26 protein-coding genes and 1 other RNA gene are annotated in these 26,268 nt (G+C 74.2%); 11 read left to right on the top strand and 16 right to left on the bottom strand.

Annotated features, from left to right (window positions below; genetic code table 11):
- Positions 1-90: 90 nt before the first annotated feature.
- The 5 genes from ACZ6Y1_RS16660 to ACZ6Y1_RS16640 all read right to left on the bottom strand — a co-directional run bounded on the left by ACZ6Y1_RS16660 (position 91) and on the right by ACZ6Y1_RS16640 (position 5,982).
- Positions 91-2,055 (bottom strand): serine/threonine-protein kinase, encoded by a 1,965-nt coding sequence (locus ACZ6Y1_RS16660; RefSeq protein ID WP_469629050.1) that lies wholly within the window; start codon positions 2,053-2,055, stop codon positions 91-93.
- Positions 2,056-2,152: 97 nt separating this feature from the next.
- The gene (locus ACZ6Y1_RS16655; protein ID WP_469629045.1) at positions 2,153-3,163 is read right to left on the bottom strand and encodes an LLM class F420-dependent oxidoreductase; all 1,011 of its coding nucleotides are present in this window, start codon (positions 3,161-3,163) and stop codon (positions 2,153-2,155) included.
- 106 nt (positions 3,164-3,269) lie between these two features.
- The gene (locus tag ACZ6Y1_RS16650) at positions 3,270-4,082 is read right to left on the bottom strand and encodes a hypothetical protein (RefSeq protein WP_469629042.1); all 813 of its coding nucleotides are present in this window, start codon (positions 4,080-4,082) and stop codon (positions 3,270-3,272) included.
- 144 nt (positions 4,083-4,226) lie between these two features.
- Positions 4,227-5,219 carry an N-acetylmuramoyl-L-alanine amidase gene (locus ACZ6Y1_RS16645; protein ID WP_469629039.1) on the bottom strand — a complete coding sequence of 331 codons (993 nt, stop codon included), beginning with the start codon at positions 5,217-5,219 and terminating at the stop codon, positions 4,227-4,229.
- A 118-nt stretch (positions 5,220-5,337) separates the two neighbouring features.
- Entirely contained in the window at positions 5,338-5,982 is a 645-nt protein-coding gene (locus ACZ6Y1_RS16640) for a class I SAM-dependent methyltransferase (RefSeq protein WP_469629034.1), read from the bottom strand.
- A 230-nt stretch (positions 5,983-6,212) separates the two neighbouring features.
- Here ACZ6Y1_RS16640 and ACZ6Y1_RS16635 point away from each other — a divergent pair, with 230 nt between their 5' ends.
- The gene (locus ACZ6Y1_RS16635) at positions 6,213-8,345 is read left to right on the top strand and encodes an acyl-CoA dehydrogenase (RefSeq protein WP_469629031.1); all 2,133 of its coding nucleotides are present in this window, start codon (positions 6,213-6,215) and stop codon (positions 8,343-8,345) included.
- 14 nt (positions 8,346-8,359) lie between these two features.
- The gene (locus tag ACZ6Y1_RS16630) at positions 8,360-9,556 is read left to right on the top strand and encodes a lipid-transfer protein (protein ID WP_469629028.1); all 1,197 of its coding nucleotides are present in this window, start codon (positions 8,360-8,362) and stop codon (positions 9,554-9,556) included.
- 217 nt (positions 9,557-9,773) lie between these two features.
- Here the strand turns inward: ACZ6Y1_RS16630 and ACZ6Y1_RS16625 are convergent, their stop codons facing one another.
- The 5 genes from ACZ6Y1_RS16625 to ACZ6Y1_RS16605 are packed head-to-tail and all read right to left on the bottom strand — an operon-like array spanning position 9,774 to position 11,609.
- Complete coding sequence (locus tag ACZ6Y1_RS16625; RefSeq protein WP_469629023.1) at positions 9,774-10,262, bottom strand: hypothetical protein; 489 nt, start codon at positions 10,260-10,262, stop codon at positions 9,774-9,776.
- Positions 10,263-10,271: 9 nt separating this feature from the next.
- A complete protein-coding gene (locus ACZ6Y1_RS16620) occupies positions 10,272-10,547 on the bottom strand; it encodes a hypothetical protein (RefSeq protein WP_384592922.1) in 276 nt (91 codons plus the stop codon).
- The gene (locus ACZ6Y1_RS16615) at positions 10,528-11,091 is read right to left on the bottom strand and encodes an RNA polymerase sigma factor (protein ID WP_469629020.1); all 564 of its coding nucleotides are present in this window, start codon (positions 11,089-11,091) and stop codon (positions 10,528-10,530) included. Before ACZ6Y1_RS16615 ends, ACZ6Y1_RS16620 begins: the two co-directional genes overlap by 20 nt.
- Positions 11,084-11,227 carry a hypothetical protein gene (locus tag ACZ6Y1_RS16610; RefSeq protein ID WP_469629017.1) on the bottom strand — a complete coding sequence of 48 codons (144 nt, stop codon included), beginning with the start codon at positions 11,225-11,227 and terminating at the stop codon, positions 11,084-11,086. The genes ACZ6Y1_RS16615 and ACZ6Y1_RS16610 overlap by 8 nt, the downstream gene beginning before the upstream one ends.
- 28 nt (positions 11,228-11,255) lie before the next feature.
- Positions 11,256-11,609, bottom strand: a complete 354-nt coding sequence (locus ACZ6Y1_RS16605) for a response regulator (protein WP_469629135.1) — start codon at positions 11,607-11,609, stop codon at positions 11,256-11,258.
- A 207-nt stretch (positions 11,610-11,816) separates the two neighbouring features.
- Between ACZ6Y1_RS16605 and ACZ6Y1_RS16600 the strand changes: the two genes are divergently transcribed.
- From ACZ6Y1_RS16600 to ACZ6Y1_RS16590, 3 genes are read left to right on the top strand one after another with little or no spacing between them, the layout of a single operon-like run.
- On the top strand, positions 11,817-12,689 hold the full coding sequence (locus ACZ6Y1_RS16600; protein WP_469629014.1) for a MaoC/PaaZ C-terminal domain-containing protein: 873 nt from the start codon (positions 11,817-11,819) through the stop codon (positions 12,687-12,689).
- Positions 12,690-12,716: 27 nt separating this feature from the next.
- The gene (locus ACZ6Y1_RS16595) at positions 12,717-13,793 is read left to right on the top strand and encodes a Zn-dependent alcohol dehydrogenase (RefSeq protein ID WP_469629012.1); all 1,077 of its coding nucleotides are present in this window, start codon (positions 12,717-12,719) and stop codon (positions 13,791-13,793) included.
- A gap of 42 nt (positions 13,794-13,835) precedes the next feature.
- Entirely contained in the window at positions 13,836-14,777 is a 942-nt protein-coding gene (locus ACZ6Y1_RS16590) for a 3-oxoacyl-ACP reductase (protein ID WP_469629011.1), read from the top strand.
- Positions 14,778-14,814: 37 nt separating this feature from the next.
- Here ACZ6Y1_RS16590 and ACZ6Y1_RS16585 read toward each other — a convergent pair whose 3' ends face one another.
- Complete coding sequence (locus ACZ6Y1_RS16585) at positions 14,815-15,882, bottom strand: hypothetical protein (protein WP_469629009.1); 1,068 nt, start codon at positions 15,880-15,882, stop codon at positions 14,815-14,817.
- A gap of 258 nt (positions 15,883-16,140) precedes the next feature.
- Here ACZ6Y1_RS16585 and ACZ6Y1_RS16580 point away from each other — a divergent pair, with 258 nt between their 5' ends.
- From ACZ6Y1_RS16580 to ACZ6Y1_RS16570, 3 genes are read left to right on the top strand one after another with little or no spacing between them, the layout of a single operon-like run.
- The gene (locus tag ACZ6Y1_RS16580) at positions 16,141-16,998 is read left to right on the top strand and encodes a Nif3-like dinuclear metal center hexameric protein (RefSeq protein ID WP_469629006.1); all 858 of its coding nucleotides are present in this window, start codon (positions 16,141-16,143) and stop codon (positions 16,996-16,998) included.
- Entirely contained in the window at positions 16,995-17,738 is a 744-nt protein-coding gene (locus ACZ6Y1_RS16575; RefSeq protein WP_469629132.1) for a zinc ribbon domain-containing protein, read from the top strand. The genes ACZ6Y1_RS16580 and ACZ6Y1_RS16575 overlap by 4 nt, the downstream gene beginning before the upstream one ends.
- Positions 17,738-19,381, top strand: coding sequence for a histidine phosphatase family protein (locus ACZ6Y1_RS16570; protein WP_469629004.1), 1,644 nt, complete (start codon positions 17,738-17,740; stop codon positions 19,379-19,381). Before ACZ6Y1_RS16575 ends, ACZ6Y1_RS16570 begins: the two co-directional genes overlap by 1 nt.
- Positions 19,382-19,395: 14 nt before the next feature.
- Here ACZ6Y1_RS16570 and ACZ6Y1_RS16565 read toward each other — a convergent pair whose 3' ends face one another.
- Positions 19,396-19,752, bottom strand: coding sequence for a hypothetical protein (locus ACZ6Y1_RS16565; protein WP_469629001.1), 357 nt, complete (start codon positions 19,750-19,752; stop codon positions 19,396-19,398).
- Positions 19,753-20,027: 275 nt separating this feature from the next.
- Positions 20,028-20,429: RNase P RNA component class A (gene rnpB / locus ACZ6Y1_RS16560), an RNA gene on the bottom strand.
- A gap of 77 nt (positions 20,430-20,506) precedes the next feature.
- Between rnpB and ACZ6Y1_RS16555 the strand changes: the two genes are divergently transcribed.
- Both ACZ6Y1_RS16555 and ACZ6Y1_RS16550 read left to right on the top strand, forming a co-directional pair.
- The gene (locus ACZ6Y1_RS16555) at positions 20,507-21,241 is read left to right on the top strand and encodes a MerR family transcriptional regulator (RefSeq protein ID WP_469628997.1); all 735 of its coding nucleotides are present in this window, start codon (positions 20,507-20,509) and stop codon (positions 21,239-21,241) included.
- On the top strand, positions 21,238-21,900 hold the full coding sequence (locus ACZ6Y1_RS16550; protein ID WP_469628995.1) for a hypothetical protein: 663 nt from the start codon (positions 21,238-21,240) through the stop codon (positions 21,898-21,900). The genes ACZ6Y1_RS16555 and ACZ6Y1_RS16550 overlap by 4 nt, the downstream gene beginning before the upstream one ends.
- Here the strand turns inward: ACZ6Y1_RS16550 and ACZ6Y1_RS16545 are convergent.
- The gene (locus ACZ6Y1_RS16545) at positions 21,890-23,332 is read right to left on the bottom strand and encodes an RNB domain-containing ribonuclease (protein ID WP_469628992.1); all 1,443 of its coding nucleotides are present in this window, start codon (positions 23,330-23,332) and stop codon (positions 21,890-21,892) included. The genes ACZ6Y1_RS16550 and ACZ6Y1_RS16545 overlap by 11 nt on opposite strands.
- 116 nt (positions 23,333-23,448) lie before the next feature.
- Here ACZ6Y1_RS16545 and yaaA point away from each other — a divergent pair, with 116 nt between their 5' ends.
- Positions 23,449-24,252 (top strand): peroxide stress protein YaaA, encoded by an 804-nt coding sequence (gene yaaA / locus ACZ6Y1_RS16540; RefSeq protein WP_469628989.1) that lies wholly within the window; start codon positions 23,449-23,451, stop codon positions 24,250-24,252.
- 357 nt (positions 24,253-24,609) lie between these two features.
- On the opposite strand, the gene ACZ6Y1_RS16535 is transcribed toward yaaA, so the two are convergent.
- Both ACZ6Y1_RS16535 and ACZ6Y1_RS16530 read right to left on the bottom strand, forming a co-directional pair.
- Entirely contained in the window at positions 24,610-25,359 is a 750-nt protein-coding gene (locus tag ACZ6Y1_RS16535) for a bifunctional DNA primase/polymerase (protein ID WP_469628986.1), read from the bottom strand.
- A gap of 169 nt (positions 25,360-25,528) precedes the next feature.
- Complete coding sequence (locus ACZ6Y1_RS16530) at positions 25,529-26,140, bottom strand: TetR/AcrR family transcriptional regulator (protein ID WP_469628983.1); 612 nt, start codon at positions 26,138-26,140, stop codon at positions 25,529-25,531.
- Between the last annotated feature and the right edge of the window lie 128 nt (positions 26,141-26,268).

The raw sequence follows: 26,268 nt of genomic DNA, 5'->3' as shown, positions 1-26,268 counted from the left end.
AGTGCAGTCGCGAGGGTCTCCAGGTTTGTCGTCACAAACGAACCAACGAGACCCTCGCTTTATGCGCCCGAAGACTTCGGACTTACTCGTCTAGGCCTGCTTCGTCCAGCGTTGCGAGGAGTCCCCGTCGCAGCTCGCCGTCAGCAGGCCGGTGGTGCCGGTCATGCCGAGGTCGAGGCAGCCGCCGCCGAGGTCCGACACCAGGCTGCCGCCCGAGCCGCTGTGCCAGAGCCGGCCGATGTCCTGGGAGCAGTCGCCGACGAAGACGGCCTGGTTGAGTCCGTTGGAGTACAGGCAGCTGCCGCTCTGCTTGTTGACGAGCTTGAACCTGCCGTCGGAGCGGGCCTGCACGGTCCACTGGGTGCTCGCGTCCGAGCATTCGGTGAAGCTCGACGACCCGAACACCTGGTTGACGCACTTGCCGTTGCTGCCGTTGCGGTAGCGGATGGTGCCGGAGGCGGGCGGCGGGGCGGCCGAGGTCTTCGGGGCGGTCGGGGGCGGGGGCTGGTTCGAGCCCGCCGAGCTGCCGGTGCCGGCGGAGCCGCCGTTCTGGCTCCCGCCACCGCCGGCTCCGGCGCCGTTCCCGGTTCCCGCGCCCGGACCGGTGCCCGTCCCGGGAGGCGTGCCCGGGCCGCCCGCCCCGCCCTGCGCGTTCTGGGCGCCCTCCTCGGGCCTGCCCTCGGGCGGCGGCTGGGACGCCGAGGCCGGACCGGACGAGCCGCCGGCGGGCGCCGCGCCCGTCGGGTCGGCGGGGGCCGAGGCGGAGGAGCGCGGGGAGGCGTTCGCGCCGGCCTGCGGGGCGGACAGGTTCGGCAGGTACTGGATGGCGAGGGTCGTGCCGCCCGCGACCACGACGACGGGCAGCGCGGCCAGGACGACGCGCACGCGCCGGCGGCGTTCCGGGCGGGCCGGGACGGCCCCGGGCTGGGCGGCGGGCCCGGCCTTCGGCGCCGCCCCCGGCACCGCGTCCGGTTCACGCGGAGGACCGCCGGCCGGCTCCTTACCGGGCCCGTCCGCGGGGGCCTGCCCCGCAGCGGGTCCCGACGGCTCCCGCGGCGCCTTCCCCGACGCCTTCCCCGGCTCCTCCGGCGTTTCCGGGCCGGCCTCCGCGAGCGAGGCCGTCGGTACGTCGACGTCCTGTACGTCCGCCGCGAAGGCGGCCCGCTCCGTCAGCCGCTCGTCGACGGCCGCCGGCCACAGCGGGGCCGTGAAGGGGCCCTGGAGCGCCGCCACTTCGAGGAGTTCCGCGGCCGTGGGGCGGTCCGCCGGGTCCTTGGCGAGGCAGGTCGCGACGAGATCGGCGAGGCCGGGCGCCGCCGCCCGCAGCGGCTCCAGGTCGGGTTCCTCGTGGACGATGCGGTACAGCACGCCGTGCCCCGACTCGTCGCCGAAGGGCGGCATGCCGCTCGCCGCGTACGCCAGGACCGAGCCCAGCGCGAACACGTCGGTGGCCCCGCTCAGCGCCCGCCTCCCCGAGGCCTGTTCGGGTGCCATGTAGGCGGGTGTACCCACGACCATGCCGGTCACGGTCAGCCGGCTCTGCTCGGCGGCCCGGGCGACGCCGAAGTCGATGAGGGTGAGGCCGTCGACGGTCAGCATCACGTTGGACGGCTTGAGGTCCCTGTGCACCATGTCCAGCGCGTGCACCTGCGCCAGGGCGGCCGCGGCCTCCCGCAGCAGCAGCCACAGGGCGTCGGCGGGCAGGGGGCCGCCGTTCAGTTCGAGTGCTTCGCGCAGGGTGAGCCCGGGGACGTACGCCGTGGCGAACCACGGGGGCCGCGCGGAGCGGTCGCTGTCGAGCAGGGGCGCGGTGGCCCCTTCGGGCAGCCGGGCGAGGTTGTCCAGCTCGTGCCCGAAGCGGCGCACGAAGTCCTCGTCCTCGCCGACGACGGAGGCCAGCAGCTGCTTGACGGCGACGTACCGGCCGTCCCGGACCCCGAGGTAGACCCGCCCCATGCCGCCGGCGCCCAGCCGGCCCGCGAGGGGGATCGCTCCGATCCGGCGCGGATCATCCGGCTCCAGCGGCTCGGCGCCGCTCCCCGTCAGCTCTAACACGTCAGCCCCGTCAGGTTCGAAAATCAGTCCCCGGGAATCTACCCGATGGGTTCACTGGGCAACGAGGCCCGGGTGTACGGGACTTGGCGGGCCGGTGTCAGCTGTTGAGCTCCGCGAGCACCCGCAGGGTGTGGGGGTCCGGGGCGGTCAGGAGCAGATCGGTGACCGGGCCCTTGCGCCACAGTTCGAGGCGCTCGGCGATCCGCTCCCGGGGGCCGATCAGCGAGATCTCGTCGGCGAACGCGTCCGGGACGGCCAGCACGGCTTCCTCCTTGCGCCCGGCGAGGAACAGCTCCTGGATGCGGCGGGCCTCTTCCTCGTACCCCATGCGCGCCATGAGGTCGGCGTGGAAGTTGTGCGCCGCGTGTCCCATGCCGCCGATGTAGAAGCCGAGCATCGCCTTCACCGGCAGCAGCCCCTCGGCGACGTCGTCGCACACCTTGGCGCGGGCCATCGGCGCGATCATGAACCCGTCGGGGAGGCCGGCCAGCGAGGCCTGGTAGACGTCCGTGCGGGCCGGCGACCAGTACAGCGGCAGCCAGCCGTCCGCGATCCGGGTGGTCTGCTCGATGTTCTTCGGTCCCTCCGCCCCCAGCAGCAGCGGCAGGTCCGCGCGCAGCGGGTGGGTGATGGGCTTGAGCGGCTTGCCGATGCCGGTGCCGTCGTCGCCGCGGTAGGGATGGTGGTGGAAGCGGCCCTCCAGCGTGACCGGGCCCTCCCGGCGCAGCACCTGCCGGATCACGTCGACGTACTCGCGGGTCGCGGTGAGCGGGCTCGCGGGGAAGGGGCGCCCGTACCAGCCCTCGACGACCTGCGGCCCGGACAGGCCCAGCCCCAGCATCATGCGGCCGCCGGAGAGATGGTCCAGGGTGAGGGCGTGCATGGCGGTGGCGGTCGGGGTGCGGGCGGCCATCTGGGCGATGGCGGTGCCGAGGCGGATCCGCGAGGTGTGCGCGGCGATCCAGGTCAGCGGGGTGAAGGCGTCCGAGCCCCAGGCCTCGGCGGTCCACACCGAGTGGTAGCCGAGGCTCTCGGCCTCGGTGGCGAGGCCGAGGTGGTCCGGGTCGGGGCCGCGCCCCCAGTAGCCGAGTGCGAGTCCGAGGCGCATGTACGGTCCCCTCCGCGCGTGCCGTTCCTGACGGTTAGTCAGGTGACTGTAGGGCAACGGCCCCCCGCCGGGAAGGGCGGGGGGCCGTCGGTACGCGCTCGCGCGACTAGCCGCGCTGGATGCCCGAGGTGTCGTTCAGGACGCCGCGGCGGCCGTCCTGGGTCTGGGCGACCAGCGTGTTGGGGCCGCGCTGCTCGACCGCCAGGTACCAGGTGCCCGGCGCGAGTTCCGCGATCGGGCTCGGGGAGCCGTCCTCGGCGAAGAGGGGGCGGGCCACCGGGACCGCGAACCAGAACGGGGAGAAGTCCGACGCCGGGGGCGGGGTGGCCGTGGCCGCCGGCTGGCCCGCGTCCTGCGGGGTGCCGCCGTAGGGCGGGACGGGCTGCGGGGTGCCGCCGTAGGGCGGGACCGGCTGGCCCTGGCCCTCGGGAGCGCCCGGGTAGCCGTACCCGGCGCCCGGCTGGGGCTGGCCGCCGTACGGCCCGGGGGCGGCGGGGCGGGCGTCCGGCACCAGCTGGCCGGCCAGGGCCGGGACCTTGGCGCCGAACAGGGCCACGCCGGCCAGGGCCAGGGTGGTGAGGAAGGAGAGGATCGCGCCGGGGCCCAGGTCGAGGATGGCCGGGCAGGTGAACAGCGCCCACAGGGCGGACCACGCCGCCGACACGGCGAGCACGGTGCCCCACGCGATCAGCGGCAGCCCCAGGACCTTGCGCTCCGGCTGGACGCGGCCGAAGACGAGCAGTCCGGCCGCGATGAATCCGACCAGGAAGATGGTGGGGAGCGCGAGCCCGCCGCCGTTCCACGCGCTGGGGAGGTCGCCGCCGGTGGCGGAGTAGAAATCGAGGAACGAGGCGATGAACAGCAGCGCCGCTGCTCCGATCACCACGCCGTCGCCTCGAGTGAGGGAGCGGATGTTCACGTCTTAGGTGTCCTTCTCGGTCTCGGTCGTCTCGCGGTGCCGCGGTCGCAGTACGGAGCGGGCGGGCGGCACCATGGTACGGAGGTTCCCCGCGGCGATACGGATCGGGGCGGTGACCAAGTCCCGGCGGGACTCCCGAGAGGGCTACCCGCCGAGGAAGGCCACGATGCCGTCCGCGATGCCCTGGGCCGCCTTCTGGCGCCACTCCGGACTCGTCAGCTGCGCCGCGTCCTTGGCGTCACGCATGTTGCCGCATTCGATGAACACCTTGGGCCTGGTTGAGAGGTTCAGTCCGCCGAGGTCGTCGCGGACGACCAAACCGGTCCCGCTGCCGAGGTAGTTCGCGGGCTCGGATCCGGTGGTCCGGGCGAAGTTCGAGGCGATCCGCTCGCCGAGGATCCGGGAGGGCCCGACGATCGGCGAGGTGTCGGCGTCGCCGCCGCTGACCTTGGCGGGGAGGATGACGTGGTAGCCGCGGTTGCCGGCCGAGACCCCGTCGGCGTGCACGGAGACGACGGCGTCCGCCTTCGCCTCGTTGCCGATGCGGGCGCGTTCGTCGATGCACGGGCCCCAGGGGCGGTCACCCTCGTGGGTGAGGACGACCTTCGCCCCCCGGTCCTCCAGCGCCGCGCGCAGGCGCAGGGAGACGTCGAAGGTGAACTCGGCTTCCATGTAACCGGAGTTCGTGGTGGTGCCGGTGGTGTCGCACTCCTTGAGGTTCGTGCCGATGTCCACCTGCCGGTCGATCTCGTCGGTGTGCTTGAAGTTGCCGGTGTTGTGCCCGGGGTCGACGACGACCGTCTTCCCGGTGAGCGGGCCCTTAACGGGCGCCTTGGCGGGAGCGGAGGCCGCTTCCCCGGCCGGGGCCGCGGGCACGGTGGCCGCCTTCGCGTCGTGCCCGGCCGGCCGGGCGGCACCGGCGGGCCCCGATCCAGGCCCGGACCCCGCTCCGGCTCCGGTCAGGACCTGGGTCAGCACCCACCCGGCCAGGCAGGCCGGGGCGAGTGCGGCGACCCCTACGACCAGGGTGGACCGTCGGGCGTACCAGGGCCGCGCCACGGGCGCGGCCGGGGCCGCGGGGCCGGTGGCGGCGGCGTCGGCGGACTCGGAGGGCTGGGGGCTGTCGTCGTAGCGCACGCGGCGATGCTAGACCGGCAGCCCCGCCCCATCCGTGCTCTGGGCCATTCGAGGGCGCGGTGCGCTTATATGCCCGGTTATGGTCGCCCGATCCCGTTGTGTCCGGGAGATCCGGGTCTCAGATGCCTTCGCCGACGCGGCGCAGTACGCGCAGGGAGTCCGTCACCGAGACCTCCTCGAAGGCGCCCGAGGCGAGGGCGCGCAGGTAGATCCGGTACGGGGCCTGGCCGCCGTCGGCCGGGTCGGGGAAGACGTCGTGGATGACGAGCGTCCCGCCCACGGCCACGTGCGGGGCCCAGCCCTCGTAGTCGCCGGTCGCGTGCTCGTCGGTGTGGCCGCCGTCGATGAAGACGAACCCGAGCGGGCCGCCCCAGGCCTTCGCGACCTGCGGGGAGCGCCCCACGATCGCGATGACGTGCTCCTCCAGCCCCGCCCTGTGCAGGGTGCGGCGGAAGGTGGGCAGGGTGTCCATCAGCCCGATCTCCGGGTCGACGACCGTCGGGTCGTGGTACTCCCAGCCGGGCTGCTGCTCCTCGCTGCCCCGGTGGTGGTCGACGGTGATCGCCGCCACCCCGGCCTCGCGGGCCGCGTCGGCCAGCAGGATCGTGGAGCGCCCGCAGTACGTCCCGACCTCCAGCAGCGGCAGCCCGAGCGCGGCGGCCGACGCCGCGGCCTCGTACAGGGCGAGGCCTTCCCGTACGGGCATGAACCCCTTGGCGGCCTCGAAGGCGGCGAGGGTCTCCGGCTTGGGGGTGGCGGCCATGGGTCCTCCGGGGTAGGTCGGTGTGGCGGCCCATGGTGCCTTACCCGCTGGTAGGACACCATGCCGGGGTGGCGACCTGCGGGCGGCCCGCCGCCGGCCCGGGCGCGTACGGGGCGCGCGGGCCGGGTGCGCCGGCCGAGCCGGCCGAGCCGGCCGAGCCGGCCGGACCCGTCGCGGAACACGTCCATCTGACCTTCCGTCAGAATGGAACGTGTTCTACTCTGCCGCGCATGGGCATCGGAATCACAGCGGAACAGCGGGAGTTGGCCGAAGCCGTGCGCGGCTGGGTGGCGCGGACCGTCCCTCCCGAAGAGGTGCGCAAGCTGCTCGACACCCCGCCGCAGACCGGGACGCGGCCCGCCTACTGGGACGCGATGGGCGCGCAGGGCCTGCTGGAGCCGCACCTGGAGGGCGGCACCCTGCTCGACCTCGCCGTCGTCGTCGAGGAGGCCGCCCGGGGCGCGCTGCCCGGGGCGTACCTGCCGAGCGCGCTGGCGTCCCTCCTGCTGGACCGGGCCGGCGCCGAGCCGCCGGCCGGGCGGGTCGGGGCGGTCGCGCTCGGCCCCGGGACCCTGACGGCCGTCGCCGTCGAGGGCGGCGGATACCTGCTCGACGGGCTCGCGCCGCCCGTGCTCGGCGCCGGCGAGGCCGACCTCGTCCTGCTCGCCGCCGAGGCCGCCCACGGCACCCGCTGGTTCGCCGTGGACGCCGCCGCGCTGGACGTCCGTACGCACGAGAGCGCCGACCCCACCCGCCCCACCGCCGAGGTGCACGCGCGCGGGGTCACCGTCGGCGCCGACCGGGTGCTGGAGCTGGACGCCGCCCTCGTACGCGACCTGGCCTGCACGCTCTTCGCCGCCGACGCCTGCGGCACCGCCGCCTGGGCCCTGCACACCGCCGCCTCGTACGCGAAGGTACGCGAGCAGTTCGGCCGGCCCATCGGGCGGTTCCAGGGCGTCAAGCACCTGTGCGCCGACATGCTCGTCCGCCTGGAGCAGGCCCGGGCCCTGGCCTGGGACGCCGCGAACGCGATGGACGAGCCCGCGGACGTACGCTCCCTGGTCGCCGCGCTCGCCGCGGGCACGGCGCTGGACGCCGCCTATTCCTGCGCCAAGGACTGCATCCAGATCCTCGGCGGCATCGGCTTCACCTGGGAACACGACGCCCACATCTATCTGCGGCGGGCGGTCGTCGCCCGCCAGCTGCTCGGCTCCGGCGACGGCCACCGCATCCGGGCCGTACGCCTCGCCGCGGGGGGCGCCCGGCGCGAACTGCGCCTCGAACTCCCCCCGGAGGCGGAGGAGTACCGGGCGCGGGCCCGCACCGCCATCGGGGACGCGCGCGGCCTCGACCCGGCCGCGGCCCGACGGATCCTGGCCCCGACCGGCTACGCGGCCCCCTACCTCCCGCCGCCCTACGGGCTCGGCGCCGGCCCCGTCGAGCAGCTCGTCGTCCAGCAGGAGATGCGGGCGGCCGGGGTCAGGGTCGCCGACCTCGGCATCGCCACCTGGGTCGTGCCCTCGCTCCTCGCCTACGGCACCGACGCGCAGCGGGAGGCGTACGCGCTGCCCACCCTGCGCGGGGAGCTCACCTGGTGCCAGCTCTTCTCCGAGCCCGGGGCCGGCTCCGACCTCGCCTCACTGCGCACCAGGGCGGAACGCACCGAGGACGGCGGCTGGAGGATCAACGGGCAGAAGGTGTGGACGAGTTCGGCGCAGACCGCCGACTACGGCATCCTGCTGGCCCGCACCGACCCCGACGCCCCCAAGCACAAGGGGCTCGGCTACTTCGTCGTCGACATGAAGAACACCCCCGGCATCGACGTCCGCCCCCTCAAGGAGATCACCGGCGAAGCACTCTTCAACGAGGTCTGGTTCGACGACGCGGTCCTCCCCGCCGACGCACTGGTCGGCGCGGCCGACGGCGGCTGGAAGGTCGCCCGCAACACCCTCGGCAACGAACGCGTCCACATGGCCGGCCTGATGAGCTTCGACAGCGGCCTCGAAGCCCTCATCGCCCGCTCCGCCGACCTCGACGGCGCCCACCGCGCCCGCATCGGGGCCCTGGCCGCCGAGGCGCACGCACTGGCCTGCATCGGGCTGCGCACCACCCTCCAGCAGGTGTCGGGGCTGGAGCCGGGCGCGGGTGCTTCCGTACGCAAGCTCGTCCAGACCCCGCACCAGCAGCGGACCGCCGAGCTCACCCTCGAACTGCTGGGCCCGGCCGGCGCCGTACGGGAGGGTGCGGGGGAGCGGGCGGTGCACGGGATGCTCATGTCCCGCTGCCTGACCATCGCCGGGGGCACCACGCAGGTCCAGCTCAACGTCGTCGCCGAGCGGATCCTCGGCCTTCCCAGGGACTGAAGGGCATCACAGACATGAAGTCGTACATCGTGGGCGTCGGCATGACCAAATTCGAGAAGCCGGAGTCGCGGGACTGGCAGTACTGGGACATGGCGAAGGAGGCCGGGAGCGCGGCCCTGGCGGACGCGGGGGTGGACTACGGCCTGGTCGAGCAGGTGCCGGTGGGGTACTGCTTCCAGGCCTCGACGGCCGGCCAGCGGGCGGCGTACGAGCTGGGGCTGAGCGGAGTCCCGGTCTACAACGTGAACAACAACTGCGCGACCGGGTCGACGGCGCTGATGATGGCGCGGCAGTTCGTGGAGGGCGGCATCAACGACTGCGTCCTCGCCCTCGGCTTCGAGAAGATGAAGCGCGGCGCGCTGGGCGGCGGCGCGGACGCAGGCGCTGGTGATTCCTTCAAGACCTCGCCGGTGGCCCGGCACTACGGGATCATGGCGGCCGGGCACGGCTTCGAGATGTCCCCGCCCACCGCGCAGATCTTCGGCAACGCGGCGCGCGAGCACATGGAGCGGTACGGGACCACGGCCGCGCAGCTGGCGGCGGTCGGCGCCAAGAACCACAGGCACTCGGCGAACAATCCGAACGCGCAGTTCCAGGACGTGTACTCGGTCGAGGAGATCCTGGCGGCGAAGGAGATCCACTCCCCGCTGACCAAGCTCCAGTGCTCGCCGACCTCGGACGGCGCGGCGGCGGCGCTGGTGGTCTCCGAACGGTTCGTCGTCCGGCACGGGCTGCACGACAAGGCGGTGGAGATCGTCGCCCAGTCGATGACGACGGACACGGAGGCGTCCTTCTCCTCGGGCTCGTGCATCGACGTCGTCGGCAGGCCGATGTCGGCGGCGGCGGGGCGGCAGGTCTTCGAGGCGTCGGGGCTGGGCATCGAGGACGTGGACGTGATCGAGCTGCACGACTGCTTCTCCATCAACGAACTGCTCACGTACGAGGCGCTCGGCATGTGCGAGGAGGGTGCCTCCGGGAAGCTGGTGGAGTCGGGCGCGACGACGTACGGCGGGCGGTGGGTGGTCAACCCCTCCGGCGGGCTGATCTCCAAGGGCCACCCGCTCGGCGCGACGGGGCTGGCGCAGGCGGCGGAACTGGTGTGGCAGCTCCGCGGCCAGGCCGGCGCCCGTCAGGTGCCCGGGGCCGGGGTGGGCCTCGCCCACAACATCGGCCTGGGCGGCGCGGCGGTGGTCACCCTCCTCCGCAAGTAGCGGCCCGGCCGGGGCGCGGCCCCCGGGGCTCCGCCCCGCACCCCGCGCCTCAAACGCCGGCGAGGCTGGATTCTGCCCCCGCTCGCCGTCCGGCGCGGCCACCGACACGGCGCTCCGCGCCCGCGCCCCGAACGCCGGCGGGCAGAAATCAGCCCCTCCGGCGTTTGAGGAGCGGGGTCCGGGGCGGAGCCCCGGCAACGGCGCCGCACTTGCGCACTCACGGGCGGAAGACGCCGCGCCAGGTCCACCCCGCCGCCAGGACCGCGTCGCGCAACGGCGCCTTCACCCGCGCGGAGCTGAAGGACGACTCCTTCTCGACGCGGCGGCGGCCGTCCGGGCCCCGTTCGATCGTCCACTGCCCGGAGACGGACGTCACCGGTCCGCGGGAGTACTTCAGGCCCTGCCCCCCGCCCCACGACCGTTCCCCCGGCTCCAGCGCCTCCCACTGCTCGTCGAGCGCCCGGACCTCCCGCGCCGCCGGGACCAGGCGCAGCCGGGTCTGGCCGCGCCGGGGGTGCCAGGGGCCCTCGGGGATCCGCCACACCGCCACCAGGTCGGCGCGCTCCTTCGGGGTGCCCTCGCGCAGGACGAACGGCGCGTCCGGGCCGGCGAGCGCGAGCAGCGCGGCCCGGACCTCCGCGGCGGGCAGGGGTACGACACCGCTGTCGGGGCGCCGCGTACCGGTCAACTTGTCGAAAAGGCCCATCGGGCCAAGCTATCGCCCCGCCTTCACCAACTCGCACCGGCCGTCGACGCATTCGCGCTGCAGCCGCCCCCGCGAGAGGGTCTGGGCCAGCCCGATCGCCCAGCACATCGGGCACCCGCGCAGGGCGAGCAGGCCCACGGGTGCGAGGAGCAGGGCCACCGGGCCCACGAGCGGGAGGAGGGCGAGGGCGCCGATCAGGGAGCCGAAGCCGATCGCGCCCCGCACCACGTGCCGTGTCAGGGTGGCGCTCGCGAAGTCGTCGCCGTCAGTGATCCGTGTGGTCATGGCTGCCTCCGGGAGCCGTGTGCAGGGCGAGCTGCACCGCCGCGCGGGCGCGGTGCAGCCGGGACTTCATCGCCGGGGTGCTGAGCCCCAGCGCATCGGCGGTCGCGCGGCCGCTCAGGCCCTGAACGTCCCGCATGATCAGCACCCTCCGCTGGTCCTCGGGCAGCGCGGCCACCGCCGCCGCCACCCGGGCCGCCTCCAGGCGCAGCACCACCTCGTCCTCGGCGGACATCGCCCGCTCCTCCGGCGCCGACCCGGGCCCCCGGGGGATCGCGGAGCGGGCCCGCCGCAGGCACTCGTTGCGGACGATGCGGAACATCCACGACGCCAGGGCCCCCGAAGCCCGCAGCATCCCGATCTTGCGGTACAGGATGATCAGCGCTTCCTGGGCCGCGTCCTCGGCGTCCTCGGGCGAGGCGCACAGCGTGTGGGCGAAGCGGCGTACGTGCGGGTGCGAGCCGGACACCAGCGCGGTGATCGACTCGACGTCGCCGCGCTGCGCGGCCGCGACCAGCGTCGCGCCCGGCCAGGACGGGTCAGCCACGGGCCCGGCCCCGCTTGCGCAGGACGACGGCCGTGCAGGTGCAGAGCAGTACGAGGGCGACGGCTCCGGCGATGACGTAGATCACTGCGACCTCCAGGTCGTGCATGTCGGTACCGATCGTGTCGTCGGTACGCACACAAGAGGCGGGAGGGCCGGAAAAGGATTCACCCCAGGACCGGATCGATCACCGTCTCGCCCATCGAGGCCCGCCGGACGGAGTCGGCCAGCTCCTCCAGCGGACCGTCCCGCAGCACCAGGCCCGCCGCGCCGGCGGCGAGCACCGCTTCGGCCAGGCCCGGGTGGGCCGAGCCCGTCATGACCAGGACCCGGCACTCCGGGTCCTCCGCGAGGAGGGCCTCCACCGTGGCGACCTCCTCCACCAGTGCCACCGCCGGTCGCGCCGTCAGGTCCCGTACGACCTCGATGTCCGGCTGGAGGCCGAGGCGCAGCGCCAGGGCCGGATCCGGGGGATCCAGCAGGACCCGCAGGGACCGGACGGGGCGGTGGTTCACGGGCATTTCGCTCACGCCGGAAGAGTAACTGACGTGGAGTCAGCAGATGGGGTCAGCGCTCTTCCCAACTGCTGGGGCGTGCGTTATACATTCCCTCACCGGTCCTAGAACGCGTTCTAAAACCGGTCCGCATGCGACCTCGGTGCGGCCGACGGTGCGGACGGCCGCACCGAGGTCTTCCAGGAAGAGCCAAGAACAGGGAGCAGCATCCTCATGCCGATCGATGCCGCCAGGGCCCTCGCCGCCGACCCCCGCAAGGGAGACATCGGCTGGGACCACAAGGACGTCCAGCTCTACCACCTCGGCCTCGGCGCGGGCGCCGCGCGCGGCGGGCAGAGCCTGGCGACCGACCCCGACGAGCTGCGCTACACCCTCGAATCCAAGCTGCACGTGCTGCCCAGCTTCGCGACCGTCGCCGGCGCCGGGATGGCCATGCTGGGCGGCCTGTCCGCCCCCGGCATCGACGTCAACCTCGCCATGGTCCTGCACGGCGGCCACTCCATCCAGCTGCACCGGCCCATCCCCGTCAAGGGGCAGGCCACCTCCACATCCAAGGTCGCCGCCGTCTACGACAAGGGCAAGGCCGCCGTCATCGTGCTGCGCTCGGAGGTCGAGGACGCCGACGGTCCGCTGTGGACGAGCGACGCGCAGATCTTCGTACGGGGCGAGGGCGGATTCGGCGGCGAGCGCGGGCCCTCCGCCAAGGAGGAACTGCCCGGGCGCGCGCCCGACCGCGTCGAGGAGCGGCACATCCGGGACGACCAGGCGCTGCTCTACCGGCTCTCCGGCGACTGGAACCCGCTCCACGCCGACCCCGAGTTTGCCAAGCTGGGCGGCTTCGACAAGCCCATCCTGCACGGCCTCTGCTCGTACGGGATGACCCTCAAGGCCGTCGTCGACACGGCGCTGGGCGGGGACGTCTCCCGCGTCCGCGCCTACCGCACGCGATTCGCCGGGATCGTCTTCCCGGGCGAGACACTGCGGATGCGGATGTGGCAGGAGCCGGGCCGGGTCCTGGTGTCGGTGACCGCCGCCGAACGGGACGACGCGCCGGTCCTCGCCGACACCGTCGTCGAACACGCGTAGTCCAGACCCTGTGGAAGGAGCCGCACCGTGCGCGCAGCACTGCAGAGCGAGATAGGCCAGGACAAGCTCGAGGTCGTCGACGACATGGAGGCCGTGGGCTTCGGCCCCGGCAAGGTCAGGATCCGCATCAAGGCCACCGGCCTGTGCCACTCGGACCTGTCCGCGATGAGCGGCGTACTGCCCCAGCCCGCCCCCTTCATCCCCGGCCACGAGGGCTCCGGTGTGATCGTGGACGTCGGCGACGGGGTCACCGGCCACAGCATCGGCGACCGCGTCCTCGTCTGCTGGCTGCCGCCGTGCGGCCACTGCCCCGCCTGCAGGCGGGGCCAGGGCCACCTGTGCCTGGAGGCCTTCGGGAACGTGGCCACCCCCAACTTCAAGCGGGCGGCCACCGACATCTTCGGCTTCGCCGGCACCGGCACCTTCTCCGAGGAGATGGTCGTACCGGCCGCCTGCGCCATCCCGATCCCCGACGACGTGCCCTTCGACATCGCCGCCCTCATCGGCTGCGGGGTCACCACCGGACTCGGCGCGGCCATCAACACCGCCAAGGTCGAGGCCGGCGCCTCGGTCGCCGTCATCGGCTGCGGCGGCGTCGGCATCTCCGTCATCCAGGGCGCCAAGGTCCAGGGCGCGGCGCAGATCATCGCCGTCGACCCGGTGGAGTCCCGGCGCGAGGCGGCGCTGAGGTTCGGGGCGACGGAGGCCGTCGCACCCGACGCCTTCGACGACGCCAAGAACCGCATCACCGGCGGCGAGGGCTTCGACTACGTCTTCGAGGTCGTCGGCAAGTCCGCCACCGCGCAGACCGCCTACAAGATGACCCGGCGCGGCGGCAGCGTCGTCATCGTCGGCGCGGGCGCGCTCGACGACACCTACCAGGTCGACATGTTCTCGCTCTTCTTCGACGAGAAGAAGATCCTGCCGTCGATGTACGGCGGCGGGGACGTGCTCCGCTCCTACGAGCGCACCATCGCCCTGTGGCGGGCCGGCCGGGTGGACCTGGAGAGCCTGATCACCCACCGGGTGGCGCTCGCCGAGATCAACGACGCCCTGGACCAGATGCGCACCGGTGTCGCCCTGCGCACCTGCATCGAAATCTGACCCGCCCCACCCGTTCTGCCAACTCCGAGGGGAACCGTACGGATGTCACTGCCACTTGAGGGACTCTCCGCCATCGTCACGGGCGCGGGCCGCGGGCTCGGCCGGGCCGAGGCGATCGAGCTCGCGCGGCTCGGTGCGAGTGTGGTCGTCAACGACTTCGGGCAGCCGGGCCGTGACGGCTCCGGGGAGGCCTCGGCCGCCCCGGCGGAGGAGGTGGCCGAGGAGATCCGCGCGGCGGGCGGCCGGGCGGTGGCGCACCTGGGCGACGTGGCCGACTTCGAGCAGGCCCGCGAGCTGGTCGACCTGGCGGTGAGCAGCTTCGGGAAGCTCGACGTCCTCGTCAACAACGCGGGGATCCTGCGCGACCGGATGGTCTTCTCGATGTCGGAGGACGAGTGGGACTCGGTGATCCGGGTCCACCTCAAGGGCCACTTCAACACCACGCACTTCGCGTCCGTGCACTGGCGCGAGCGGTCGAAGGCGGCGGGCGGCCCGGTCTACGGCCGGATCGTCAACACCTCCTCCGAGGCCTTCCTCGGCGGCTCGGCCGGCCAGCCGAACTACGCGGCGGCCAAGGGCGGCATCGTGGGCCTGACCACGTCCACCGCCCTGGCCCTCGCGAAGTACGGGGTGACCGCCAACGCCATCTGCCCGCGTGCCCGGACCCGGATGACCGAGGACGTCTTCGCCGGCTTCCAGGTCCCGGAGGAGGGCAAGCTCGACGCCCTGGCCCCCGAGCACGTCGCCCCGCTCGTCGGATACCTGGCCTCACCGGCCTCGGCGAAGGCCAACGGCCAGCTGTTCGTCGTGCACGGCGGGATCGTGGTCGTGATGGAACGCCCCAAGGTGGCGGCCAAGTTCGACACCTCGAAGGAGGTCTTCTCCTTCGAGGAGCTGGACGAGCTGCTCACCCCGCACTACGACTCCCGCCCCGCGAACGAAACCTTCGCCGCGACCGAGGTCCTCGGCCTCAAGCACGGCTAGCAGGCCGCCCCGCCGTGGCTCCGGAGCGCCCAGGGGGCTACAGCGGGGCCTGCTGCAACGGCACGGGACGCGGCGCGGCCGCCGGCGGCGGCGGGTCCAGGTGGACCGGCGGGGGAGGGGCGGGCGGCAGGGCCATCCCGAGGATTCCGCAGGGCGCCTGCGGCGTCGCGTACGGCAGGTGCAGGCGGCCCTCCGCCGTCCACAGGCCCGTGCCGCCGAGCCAGCCGGCCGGGCCGGCCAGCCGGAAGACGTGCCGGTCGGCGGGGCGCCACAGGGCGAGCCCGGCCCGGCCCACCCGCAGCGCGACCCCGCAGCCCTCCGGCATCAGGACCTGGCCCGGCTGCACCGCGAACGGGGTCGCCTCCTCGTCCAGCCGGAGGCACTCCGGGAAGCGCACCGGACGGGTGCTGCCCAGCACCCCCCACCCCAGGCGGGGTTCGCCCGGGGCGTCGGAGCGGATCAGCAGCAGTCCGCTGTCCGGGTCGGCCAGCAGCAGCCGGTCCTCGCTGTCGTCGGTGATCTGCAGCAGCGGGGAGACCTCGCCACCCCGCCCCAGGTCCACGGCGACAGCCTTGACGGTGCCCTCCAGCTCCCGGTCCAGGGCCAGCATCCGGCCCGCCCGGTCCAGCCAGACCCCGCCGGAACACCGTCCGGGAACGCTCGCCACCGGGGCGAAGGGGCCGCCCGCGACCTGCCACACCGTCGTCCCGGTGTCCGTCACGGCCAGGGCGAAGGCGGCGAGGCCGTCCGGGCACGGCGCGAGCAGCCGGACCCGCAGCCCCTCCCGCGCCTCCACTGTTCCGAGCTGGAGCTCCCCGGTCCGGGGCCCGGCCTCGGCCCCCGTCGGGTACAGCAGCGCGAAGGAGTGCCGCTCCGCGACCCGGCGGTGGATCAGCACCCGCCCGTCGGTCAGCGCGAGCACCTCGCTGTCGGCCTCCTCGGGCTGCGCGAGCGGCAGCGGCACCGCATAGGCCTCGGACCCCGACAGGGTCCAGCGCTCGGCGTAGTACGCCTCGCCCTCTCCGGCGAGCCGGGCGGCGTACGTACCGTCCACGGTGATCGTGAACGGAGCCGTGGTCGTCACATCGATGGCACAGACAGTCATCTGGGCCCTCACCTCCGATGAGGAAGCTAGTTTTCGCACTTCGAGCCGAACAACACCGCCAACTCCGCTTCACACATACGGGTGTCCGGTCGGCGATTCGCCAGTGGCGGAGGGGATGGTTGTGCTGTGCCACGTGCCGGGAACCGCCCCCGCCGGCGGGGGCCGGGCGGAGCCCCGCGAGCGCCGGCAGCAGGTCGGCCGGGCCCGGGAGGCGGTTCTCCTGACAGGGACGGTCGCCCCGGACGGTAGCCTTGGCCCGTGCCCCGTCTCTCTGAAGTCATCGCCGCGCTGGACGCTCTCTGGCCCCCCTCGCGGGCCGAGCAGTGGGATGCCGTCGGCACCGTCTGCGGCGACCCCGTTGCCGAGGTCTCCCGGGTGCTGTTCGCCGTGGACCCCGTACAGCAGATCGTCGACGAGGCGGTCGAGCTGGGCGCCGACCTGGTCGTCACCCACCACCCCCTCTACCTGCGCGGCACCACCACCGTCGAAGCCGGCACCTTCAAGGGCCGCGTCGTGCACACGCTGATCAAGAACGACATCGCGCTGCACGTCGCCCACACCAACGCCGACACCGCCGACCCCGGAGTCTCCGACGCCCTCGCCGGCGCCCTGGACCTGCGGATCACCGGCCCGCTCGTGCCCGACCCGACCGACCCCAACGGCCGCCGGGGCCTGGGCCGGCTCTGCGAACTGGACCACCCCGAGACCCTGCGCGAGTTCGCCGCCCGCGCGGCGGCCTGGCTGCCGCACACCGCGCAGGGCATCCGCGTCGCGGGCGACCCCGACGCGGTCATCCGTACCGTCGCCGTCAGCGGCGGCTCCGGCGACAGCCTCTTCGCGCAGGTCCGCGCCGCGGGAGTGGACGCGTTCCTCACCGCCGACCTGCGCCACCACCCGGTGTCCGAGGCCCGTGAGCAGAGCCCGCTCGCCCTGATCGACGCCGCCCACTGGGCCACCGAATGGCCCTGGTGCGAGCAGGCCGCCGCGCAACTCGACGCGATCTCCGAGCGCAACGCCTGGGGCCTGCGGACCCACGTCTCGCGCACGGTCACCGACCCCTGGACGGCGCACGCGCCGTCCGCCACCTCCCCTTCTACCTCTGGAGCCCCCAACTGAACGCCGAGCCCGCCGACCAGATCCGACTTCTCGACATCCAGGCCCTGGACGTCCGGCTGTCTCAGCTCGCCCACAAGCGCAAGTCGCTGCCGGAGCACGCCGAGGTCGACTCGCTGACCAAGGACCTCACCCAGCAGCGCGACCTGCTCGTCGCCGCGCAGACGCAGGCGAGCGACGCGGCCCGCGAGCAGACCAAGGCGGAGCAGGACGTGGACCAGGTGCGCCAGCGCGCCGCCCGCGACCAGGCGCGACTGGACTCCGGCGTCGGCGTCTCGGCCCGTGACCTGGCCAACCTGCAGAGCGAGGTCGTCTCCCTCGCCAAGCGCCAGGCCGACCTGGAGGACGTCGTCCTGGAGGTCATGGAGCGCCTGGAGGGCGCGCAGGAGCGCGTCACCGAGCTCACCGAGCGGGTCTCCGCCCTCGAAGCCAAGCTCGCGGACGCCACCGCCCGCCGTGACGCCGCGACCGCCGAGCTCGACACCGAGGCCGACAGGATCACCAAGGACCGCGAGGTCATCGTCGGCTCGATGCCGGCCGACCTGATGGCCCTGTACGAGAAGATCCGCGTCAAGCAGGGCGGGGTCGGTGCCGCGCGCCTGTACCAGCGCCGCTGCGAGGGCTGCCGTCTGGAGCTCGACATGGCCGAGGTCAACGAGATCAAGGCCGCGGCCCGCGACCAGGTCGTGCGGCACGACAACTGCGGCCGCATCCTGGTCCGTACGGCGGACTCGGGCATCTGATGCAGCGGCCTGTCCGGTTCGTCGTGGAGGCGGACGGCGGCTCCCGGGGCAACCCGGGGCCCGCCGGTTACGGAGCGGTCGTCCTCGACCCGGCGACGGGGGAGACGCTGGCCGAGCGCGCCGCGTTCATCGGCGTCGCGACGAACAACGTCGCGGAGTACAAGGGCCTGATCGCCGGGCTCAAGGCCGCCCGTGAGCTGTCCCCCGACGCGCAGGTGCAGGTCCGGATGGACTCCAAGCTCGTCGTCGAGCAGATGTCGGGCCGCTGGAAGATCAAGCACCCGGACATGCGGCCGCTGGCGGCGGAGGCGGCGACGATCCTGCCCGCCTCCCAGGTGACGTACGAGTGGATCCCGCGCGAGCGGAACAGGCACGCGGACCGGCTCGCCAACGAGGCGATGGACGCGGGCAAGCGCGGCCGCCAGTGGGAGCCGTCGGCCTCCACCGCCGTCTTCTCGGCCCCGTCGGGCCCGCCGGGCGACGCTGCCGCGGGCGCGGCGGCGGCGCGCGCGGCCCTCGCCTCCGGCCGTGCGCGGACCGCCGGCCCGGAGGCCGAGGCGGCACGCGGCATCGCGACCGGGGCGGCCACCTCCGGCGGGGGTGCGCCGACCACCGGCCCGGAGGCCGAGGCCGCGCGTGGGATCGCGACCGGTCCGGTCGCTTCCGGCGGGGGTGTACGGACCACCGGCCCGGAGGCCGAGGCCGCGCGTGGGGTCGCGACCGGTCCGGTCGCTTCCGGTGGGGATGCGCCGATCGCGGGCCCGGAGGCCGAAGCGGCACGCGGGATCGCGGCCGCACCGGTCGCCTCCGGCGGCGGCACGCGCGGCCGCGCGACGGCTGCGGCCGCCTCCGGCTCGGTACGCGCCTCGGCCGAGCGGGTGCAGGAAGCCGCCGACGTGCTGTTCACGGACGGACGGGCCCTTCCCGAGGCCCAGGCCATGCTGGAGCCCTGCCTCGACTCCGACGCCCCCGAGACCTCGGCCGTGGCCGCGGCGACCCCCGGCTGGGGCCCGGACATGGGGGCCCCGGCCACCTTCGTGCTCCTGCGCCACGGCGAGACCGCGCTCACCCCGCAGAAGCGGTTCTCGGGGAGCGGCGGCAGCGACCCGGAGCTGTCCGAGGCCGGCCGCAGGCAGGCCGCCGCGGTGGCCGAGGCACTCGCCGCCCGCGGCACGATCCAGACGGTCATCAGCTCTCCGCTGCGCCGCTGCCGCGAGACCGCGCAGGCGGTCGCCACCCGCCTCGGCCTCACCGTGACCGTCGAAGACGGCCTGCGCGAGGTGGACTTCGGTGCCTGGGAGGGCCTGACCTTCGCCGAGGTGCAGGAGCACTTCCCGGACGACCTCCAGGCCTGGCTGGACTCCCCGAGGGCGGCCCCCACGGGCGGCGGCGAAAGCTTCGCGGCGGCCACCCGGCGGATCTCCGCCACCCGTGACCGGCTGCTGGCCGCCCACGCCGGCCGCACGGTGCTGCTGGTCACGCACGTGACCCCGGTCAAGATCCTGGTACGCCTCGCCCTGGGTGCCCCGCCGGAGGCCCTGTTCCGCATGGAACTCTCCGCGGCGTCGCTCTCGGCGGTGGCCTACTACGCCGACGGCAACGCCTCGGTCCGCCTCCTGAACGACACCGCGCACCTGCGGTAGCCGCTCCGCTCCGGTCAGGGCGCGGGCCGGGGCCGGCCCAGGGCCTCCACCGCCCGGTCCAGGGCACGGGCCATGTTCCGTGCCTCGGCCCGGGCGGACTGGACGGCGCCGCGCGCCTGGCGCGGCTGCGGGCCGGGCCGTCCCGCGTCGGGAGCGTCCCAATCGGCGTCGTCACGCCGTGCGATGTGGTGCTCCAGATGGCGCAGGGCGTCTTCGAGGTGACGGGCGAGGTGGAGCAGGCTCCCGGTCACGGTGGCGATCTCGTCGGGGCTCGCGTACGCGGTCCGCGGGTCGGCGGTGGCCGCACCCAGCTCGCGTATGTGCGCGGCGGCCGCGGCGGCCGCCTCGGTGACGGTGGGGCGATCTGTCATGAGGGCGAGCGTGCCCCAAGTCGCGGCCCGCGGGAAGACGTCTGCACGCGCGGGCGGCGCGGGGCGGGCGGGGCCGTGGGAGTGAGGGCGGTGAGCGGGCCACCCGCCGACGTGGGGGGTCGCCGAGGTCGACCGTCGCCGCACGCCGGCGCGCTGCGGACGGATCAGCGGCTGACCGCTCGCAGTGGCGGACCGGTGGCCGGAGCGGACCGGTGGCCGGGGCGGGCGCCGGCCAGAGGGTGTGGCCGCTCCAGTCCCGAACGGAGTGGGAGCGGCAGACGAGCCGGCCTGTACGCCGGGTTCTGTCACCCGGTGACCTCGCGGTCGCCGGGGAGACGGCCATCCATCTAGGACCGGTGTTGCCACCGGCCTCGTGCGGTCTACCCGCGAACTCGGGCGAGCAGCCCTCGATCGTCCGCGCAGACCCGTCCGGGGACGGATCCTCTTGACCTTGCTCCGGGTGGGGTTTACCTAGCCGCCTGAGTCACCTCAGCCGCTGGTGGTCTCTTACACCACCGTTTCACCCTTACCGAGGGCCGAAGCCCCCGGCGGTCTGTTTTCTGTGGCACTGTCCCGCGGGTCACCCCGGGTGGGCGTTACCCACCACCCTGCTCTGTGGAGCCCGGACGTTCCTCGGCGGGATCCGGGGATCCCGACGCGGCCGCCCGGCCGACTCGTCTGCCGTGCGAGCCATGTTACCCGGGGCGGACGTCGCGCTTGACCTTGCCGCAGCGGCAGGGTTTCTACTGGGCCCATGCGGATCGGAGAGATCGCCGCGCTCGTCGGGGTCACCACCCGGGCGATCCGGCACTACCACCATGTCGGGCTGGTCCCGGAACCGGAGCGGCGGCCCAACGGCTACCGGGCCTACGGGGTCCGCGACGCCGTCCTGCTGGCCCGGGTGCGCCGGCTCACCGAGCTCGGGCTGAGCCTCGACGAGGTGCGGGACGTCCTCGCCGACGACGCGGGGCGCGAACTGGCCGACGTACTGGAGGAACTGGACGCCGACCTGGCCCGCCAGCAGGCCGGACTCGCCGAGCGCAGGCGGCGGCTCGCCGTGCTGCTGGCCGCCGGGCCCGGGGAGGCCGAGCCGCTGTCGCCCGGGCTCGCCGCGCTGCTGGCGAAGGCACCGCGGACGGCTTCGCGTTCCGCGGCCATGGACCGCCGGCACCTGGAACTCCTCGACGCCTCGGGCGCGGGCGGCGAGCGGCTGTACACGGTGCTCGGACCGCTGGCCGCCGATCCCGCGGTACTCGCCCTGTACGAGCGGCTCGACGACCTCGCCGAGGCCCCGGCGGACGATCCCCGGATCCCGGAACTGGCCGCGGAGTTCGTGGCGGCCGTGCCCGAGGAGGTGTTCGCGGCCGTGCCCTCGGGCGGGGTGGTGGTGGCCGGGTTCCGGGACGCGCTGCTCGCCGAGTACGCCCCCGCGCAGGCGGAGGTCGTACGCCGGGTCATGGAGGCCTTCATGGAGAGGGGGAGGGGATGAGCGCGACACGCGCGCCGCGCGGGAAGGTCCGGCGGGAGGCGGTGCGGGACGTGGTGCCCCTACCGGTGCGGCGGCTGGTGCGGCACGAGCTGCGGGCCGGGGCGTCGCTCGGGTGGTGGGTGCTGGGCCGCAGGCACGGGGTGCGGGACGGGGACCTCGCCGCCGCGTACACCGGGCCGCAGACCGCCATGATGTACGGAATGCTCTTCGTGTCGGTGATCGAGACCGTCGCGCTGTCCTTCCTCATCCCCTGGCCGGCGGTGCACCGGGTGGTGCTCGTCCTCGACGTCTACGGGGTGCTCCTCGTGCTCGCCCTGCACGCCGCCTGCGTCACCCGGCCGCACGTGGTCCGCGCCGACGGGTCCCTGCGGATCCGCTACGGGGCGCTGTTCGACCTCGTCGTACCGCCGGACGCGGTGGGCTCCGTACGGGTGGACCGCCGCTACCCCCAGGGCCGGCTGGTCACCGTCTCCGAGGACGGGACGACGCTCGACCTGATCGTCGGCAGTCAGACGACCGTCACCCTGGAGCTGACCCGGCCCCTCCCCTTCACCCGCCCGCTCGGGGCCGGGGGAGAGGCGCGGGTCGTCCGCTTCCACGCCGACGACCCGCGGGCACTGGTCGCGGCGCTCGGGCAGGGCGGGCCCGTCACACCGTAGCGAAGAGGATCTTCGCCCTCCCCGGGTCCGCCTCCGTGAGGAGGACCCGGACGCGTTCGCCCAGTGGCAGTTCCTCCCGCCGGGACTCGACACGGCCCACCACCGCGGGCTCCTCCAGGTGCACCGTGCCCACCAGCGGCTCCCGCTCCTTGACGTCGATCACCGTGGCGTCGAAGGTCTCCCCGACCCGGTCCTTCAGCACGGCGGCCTCGACGAGGTCCACGGACTCCCGCTCGACCGCGTTCGCCAGCCGGGAGCCCTCCGCCATCCGCTCGGGAAGACCGGCGAGGCCATCCACCGCCCACCGCGGGGGCTCGGTCCCGCCCGCGGCCGCCACGCACAGCTCGCCCGCGTACCGGTCGGCGAGCCGCCGCAGCGGCGCGGTGCAGTGCGCGTACGGGGCCGCCACCGCCGAGTGGACCGCCGGGTCGGGGGAATCGCCGCCGCTGAACACCGTGTAGCCCGCGCCCCGCAGCAGGGCGGTGCACTCCTGGAGGAACGCCGCGTGGGCGGGGCGGTGCGGGTCGAGGGAGCGGACGAGCTCCGCGTACGGGACGTGGTGCGGCCAGTCGATGCCGAGGGCCTTCGCCGTCCGCCGCAGCCTGCCGACGGCGCCGTCGGGCGCGTTCGGCAGGGTGCGCAGGATGCCGGTGCCGGCGGCCAGCATCAGGTCGGCGGCGGCCATGCCGGTCATGAGGGAGATCTGGGCGTTCCAGCCGTCCGCGGGCAGCGGGGCGCGGTAGGCCAGGGCGTACGAGCCGTCCTGTGCGACGACCTCCTGCTCGGGCACGCCCAGCGAGATGCCGCCGCGCTCCCGCTCCAGGGCCTCGCGGAGCCGGCCGACGTCCTTGAGGAGGGCGAGGGGCTCCTCCGCGGTGCCGGCGTCGATGGCCTTCTGGACGCCGTCGTAGTCGAGCTTGGCGCGGCTGCGGACCAGGGCGCGGCGCACGTCGGTGGTCTCGACCCGGCCGTCGGCGTCGAGGTCGAGCCGCCACAGCAAGGCCGGCCGGGTCCGGTCGGGCAGCAGGCTGGCCGCACCCTCGGAGAGGACCGGCGGGTGCAGGGGGACCTTCCCGTCGGGGAAGTAGAGGGTGGTGACCCGGCGGTGCGCCTCGGCGTCGAGGGCGCCGCCCGGGGTGACGAACGCGGCGACGTCGGCGATGGCGTAGTGCACCCGGTAGCCGCCGGAGGACCGCTTGGCCAGGTGCATGGCCTGGTCGAGGTCGACCGCGTCCGGGGGATCGACGGTGAAGAACGGGATGTCGGTGCTGTCCTGCTCGGGGAGGCGGGGATGCGCGGCCGCCCGCTCCGCCTCGGCGAGGACCGGTGCCGGGAACTCCCCGGGCACCTCCAGCTTCGTCCGCAGTTCACGCAGCGCGGCCCGCAGGGCAGCCCCGTCTGCGCCGGTCATGTGCATCTGACGGCGTGGCATGGACCGAGCCTAGGGGCGGGCCGCCCGTCCGGCACGGCGAGCGGTGGCCGCGGGGCCGTCTACCCTGGCTCGGGGGCCGCATCCCCCGTTCGGCGTCGTCCTGAAGGAGAACCACCGTGCTCGTGCTGCTGCCGCCGTCCGAAGGAAAGGCCGCCGGCGGCTCCGGCGCACCCCTGGAGCCGGAGACGCTGTCGCTGCCCGGACTGGCCGCGGCCCGTGCGGAGGTGCTGGAGGAGCTGGTCGGGCTGTGCGGGGCCGACGAGCTGAAGGCGCGCGAGGTGCTGGGCCTGAGCGAGGGACTGCGCGGCGAGGTGGCCAAGAACCTGGAGCTGCGGTCCGCGGCCGCCCGCCCGGCGGGGGAGATCTACACGGGCGTGCTGTACGACGCGCTGGGCCTGGCCGGCCTGCCGGAGCCGGCGCGCAAGCTCGCCGAGGACTCCCTGCTGGTCTTCTCGGGCCTGTGGGGCGCGGTCCGGATCAGCGACCGGATCCCGTCGTACCGCTGCTCGATGGGCGTGAAGCTGCCGGGGCTGGGGGCGCTGGGCGCGTACTGGCGGGGGCCGATGGCGGAGGTCATGCCGGAGGCGGCCGGGGACGGGCTGGTACTGGACCTGCGGTCGGCGGCGTACGGGGCGGCGTGGAAGCCGAAGGGCGAGGTGGCGGGGCGCACGGCGACCGTACGGGTGCTGCACTCGCAGGTGGTGGACGGGGTGGAGAAGCGGTCGGTGGTGAGCCACTTCAACAAGGCGACGAAGGGCCGCCTGGTCCGTGACCTGCTGCTCGCCGGTGCGGTGCCGGCGGGGCCGGGGGAGCTGGTCGAGGCCCTGCGGGACCTGGGCTACGCCGTGGAGACCCAGGCCCCCGCGAAGGCGGGCAAGGCCTGGTCCCTCGACGTGGTGGTCACCCAGATCCACCACTGAGGGCGAAATCCAGCCCCTCCGGCGTTGTAGGGGCGGGGTACGGGGGCGGGGTCCGGGGCGGAGCCCCGGATCCGTGAGCCGCACCGGAGATCCGGGCGCAGCCGGCCCGGAATTCCAGCGCCGCCGGTGATCGAGGCGCGGCGTCCGCGGCAGGGCCCGGCGGCAGCGCGGCAGGGCCCCGGCGGCGAAGGGCTAGGGGGTGTTGCGGAAGTCCTGTGCGGTGCCCGCGGTGTCCGGTGCGTGCTCTCGGCGTGCCGGGTGAAGGTCCTCGTACTGGGCGTACTCGGGGCTTCGGCCGGTGCGGCGAGAGTGCGTGCCGGGCGCCGTGGGCGCCGTGCGGGACTTTCGCAACACCCCCTAGCGGCCCAGGGGCCAGGCGACCGTCGCCGGGGTGTGGTCCGCGGAACCCGCGTACAGGGCGCACGCGTCGGTCAGGGTCTCCAGCAGGGTCAGCGGGTCCGGGAGGGGGTGTTCCATGCCGCGGAGCCAGGTCACCGCGTGGTCACCGGGCAGGGCCGCCGGGGGAACCAGGACGTAGCTGCCACGGCAGTGCCAGCGCAGGCCCGGGTGCTCGTCCATCGTCTCGGGGTGGCAGTCCAGTTCGCAGGGCCACCACTCGTCCTCGTCCTCGGGGGTGCCGCGGGTGGCGGTGAAGAAGAGCATCCGGGCCTGGTCGCCGGTGCCGCCCGACTCGGCCACCGGGCCGACCTCGACACCGGCCTCCAGCAGGCGGGCGAGGGCGTCGGCGCCGGCCTCCAGCGGGACGTCGAGCACGTCGTGGACCATGCCGGTCGCGGTGACGAAGTTGGCCTGGGGCTGGTTGCGGGCCCAGCGCTCGACCTGGGCGCGGTCGGTGGTCGACTGGGTCTGCCACGCGAAGGAGAGCGGGTGCCGCGCCGGCGTGGGACAGCCGATGCGGTCGCACGAACACCGGTAACCGGCCGGATGGGCTGCGGGGGCCAGCGGCAGACCGGCGGCCGCGACGGACAGGAGCAGCGCCTCGCGCTCGCGCCCCGGGTCCTCCGCCGCGGGTTTCCGGCGCCGCAGCAGCCACTGGGAAATCCTGCTCTGCGCGCCGCGCGTGACGCGGCCGGACTCAGACCCCATCTATCCCCTCACCAAACCTTGCCCGTGCAGACCCTGGCAGACCCTCACATCGTCCCACCATCCTGCGCCCCGGGTGACCGGTCTCGACGACCGGGGGGCCGGGATCGGATGGCCGAAAACCGCTGTATAGGCGGGTAAATGGGATGTATCAGCGCCTGATGTTCTCGGTTCAACCGGCGGTGACGTTGGCCACCCCGCCCAGCACCCGGTCCACCAGCGCGTCCGTGAAGGCGTGCGTCAGCGGCGCCGTCCGCATCAGCCAGCGGTAGGTGAGCGGGCCCAGCAGCATCTCCACCGTCAGCCGCAGGTCCGTGTCCGGGGCGAGCTGCCCGGCCTCGCGGGCCGTGCGCAGCCGGGCCTCGTAGAGGGCGAGCTGAGGCTCCAGCAGCCGCTCGGTGAACTGCGCGCCGAGCGCCGGGTCGGTGGCCCCGGCCGCCGTCAGGGCGCGCGCGGGGGCCTCGTACTTCTCGTCGGTGAACTCGTCCACCGTCGCCCGCAGGACGGACTTCAGGTCGGCGGCGAGGTCCCCGGTGTCGGGGAAACCGGTCCACCCGGCCTCGCCCTCCGCCTCCCCGGCGAGCGCCAGCGAGGCGTCGAGGAGCACCGCCGCCTTCGACGGCCACCAGCGGTAGATGGTCTGCTTGCCGACTCCGGCACGGGCGGCGATCGCCTCGATGGTCAGCTTGTTGTAGCCGACCTCCCCGACGAGTGCGAGCGCGGCGTCGAGGATCGCGCGCCGGGAGCGGTCGCTGCGGCGGGAGGCGTCAGGGGTCCTGGTCATGGCTCGAAACTACCAACCGAGACGTCTCGTCTCCTCCTTGCCCGGTAAACCACCCAATCAGTTCACTGCGGTGTCCAGCCTGAGGAGAGACGATTCTCTCCACACTCGTCGCATGCCGACGTCGTAAG

Source organism: Streptomyces sp. NPDC053432 (assembly GCF_055585365.1).
Note: the sequence above shows the minus strand (reverse complement) of the source record. Positions and strands in the feature narration are given on the sequence as shown.

What these genes read in the sequence shown, in the direction of transcription:
- ACZ6Y1_RS16655 (WP_469629045.1), bottom strand. Translation starts at nt 3,163, where the DNA reads ATGCGCCTCGGACTCGCACTCGGCTACTGGGGGCGCGGCCCCGACCCG.
- ACZ6Y1_RS16640 (WP_469629034.1), bottom strand. Translation starts at nt 5,982, where the DNA reads ATGGCCGCCACCCCCAAGCCGGAGACCCTCGCCGCCTTCGAGGCCGCC.
- ACZ6Y1_RS16635 (WP_469629031.1), top strand. Translation starts at nt 6,213, where the DNA reads ATGGGCATCGGAATCACAGCGGAACAGCGGGAGTTGGCCGAAGCCGTG.
- ACZ6Y1_RS16630 (WP_469629028.1), top strand. Translation starts at nt 8,360, where the DNA reads ATGAAGTCGTACATCGTGGGCGTCGGCATGACCAAATTCGAGAAGCCG.
- ACZ6Y1_RS16625 (WP_469629023.1), bottom strand. Translation starts at nt 10,262, where the DNA reads ATGGGCCTTTTCGACAAGTTGACCGGTACGCGGCGCCCCGACAGCGGT.
- ACZ6Y1_RS16620 (WP_384592922.1), bottom strand. Translation starts at nt 10,547, where the DNA reads ATGACCACACGGATCACTGACGGCGACGACTTCGCGAGCGCCACCCTG.
- ACZ6Y1_RS16605 (WP_469629135.1), bottom strand. Translation starts at nt 11,609, where the DNA reads ATGCCCGTGAACCACCGCCCCGTCCGGTCCCTGCGGGTCCTGCTGGAT.
- ACZ6Y1_RS16600 (WP_469629014.1), top strand. Translation starts at nt 11,817, where the DNA reads ATGCCGATCGATGCCGCCAGGGCCCTCGCCGCCGACCCCCGCAAGGGA.
- ACZ6Y1_RS16590 (WP_469629011.1), top strand. Translation starts at nt 13,836, where the DNA reads ATGTCACTGCCACTTGAGGGACTCTCCGCCATCGTCACGGGCGCGGGC.
- ACZ6Y1_RS16585 (WP_469629009.1), bottom strand. Translation starts at nt 15,882, where the DNA reads ATGACTGTCTGTGCCATCGATGTGACGACCACGGCTCCGTTCACGATC.
- ACZ6Y1_RS16570 (WP_469629004.1), top strand. Translation starts at nt 17,738, where the DNA reads ATGCAGCGGCCTGTCCGGTTCGTCGTGGAGGCGGACGGCGGCTCCCGG.
- ACZ6Y1_RS16565 (WP_469629001.1), bottom strand. Translation starts at nt 19,752, where the DNA reads ATGACAGATCGCCCCACCGTCACCGAGGCGGCCGCCGCGGCCGCCGCG.
- ACZ6Y1_RS16555 (WP_469628997.1), top strand. Translation starts at nt 20,507, where the DNA reads ATGCGGATCGGAGAGATCGCCGCGCTCGTCGGGGTCACCACCCGGGCG.
- ACZ6Y1_RS16550 (WP_469628995.1), top strand. Translation starts at nt 21,238, where the DNA reads ATGAGCGCGACACGCGCGCCGCGCGGGAAGGTCCGGCGGGAGGCGGTG.
- ACZ6Y1_RS16545 (WP_469628992.1), bottom strand. Translation starts at nt 23,332, where the DNA reads ATGCCACGCCGTCAGATGCACATGACCGGCGCAGACGGGGCTGCCCTG.
- ACZ6Y1_RS16535 (WP_469628986.1), bottom strand. Translation starts at nt 25,359, where the DNA reads ATGGGGTCTGAGTCCGGCCGCGTCACGCGCGGCGCGCAGAGCAGGATT.
- ACZ6Y1_RS16530 (WP_469628983.1), bottom strand. Translation starts at nt 26,140, where the DNA reads ATGACCAGGACCCCTGACGCCTCCCGCCGCAGCGACCGCTCCCGGCGC.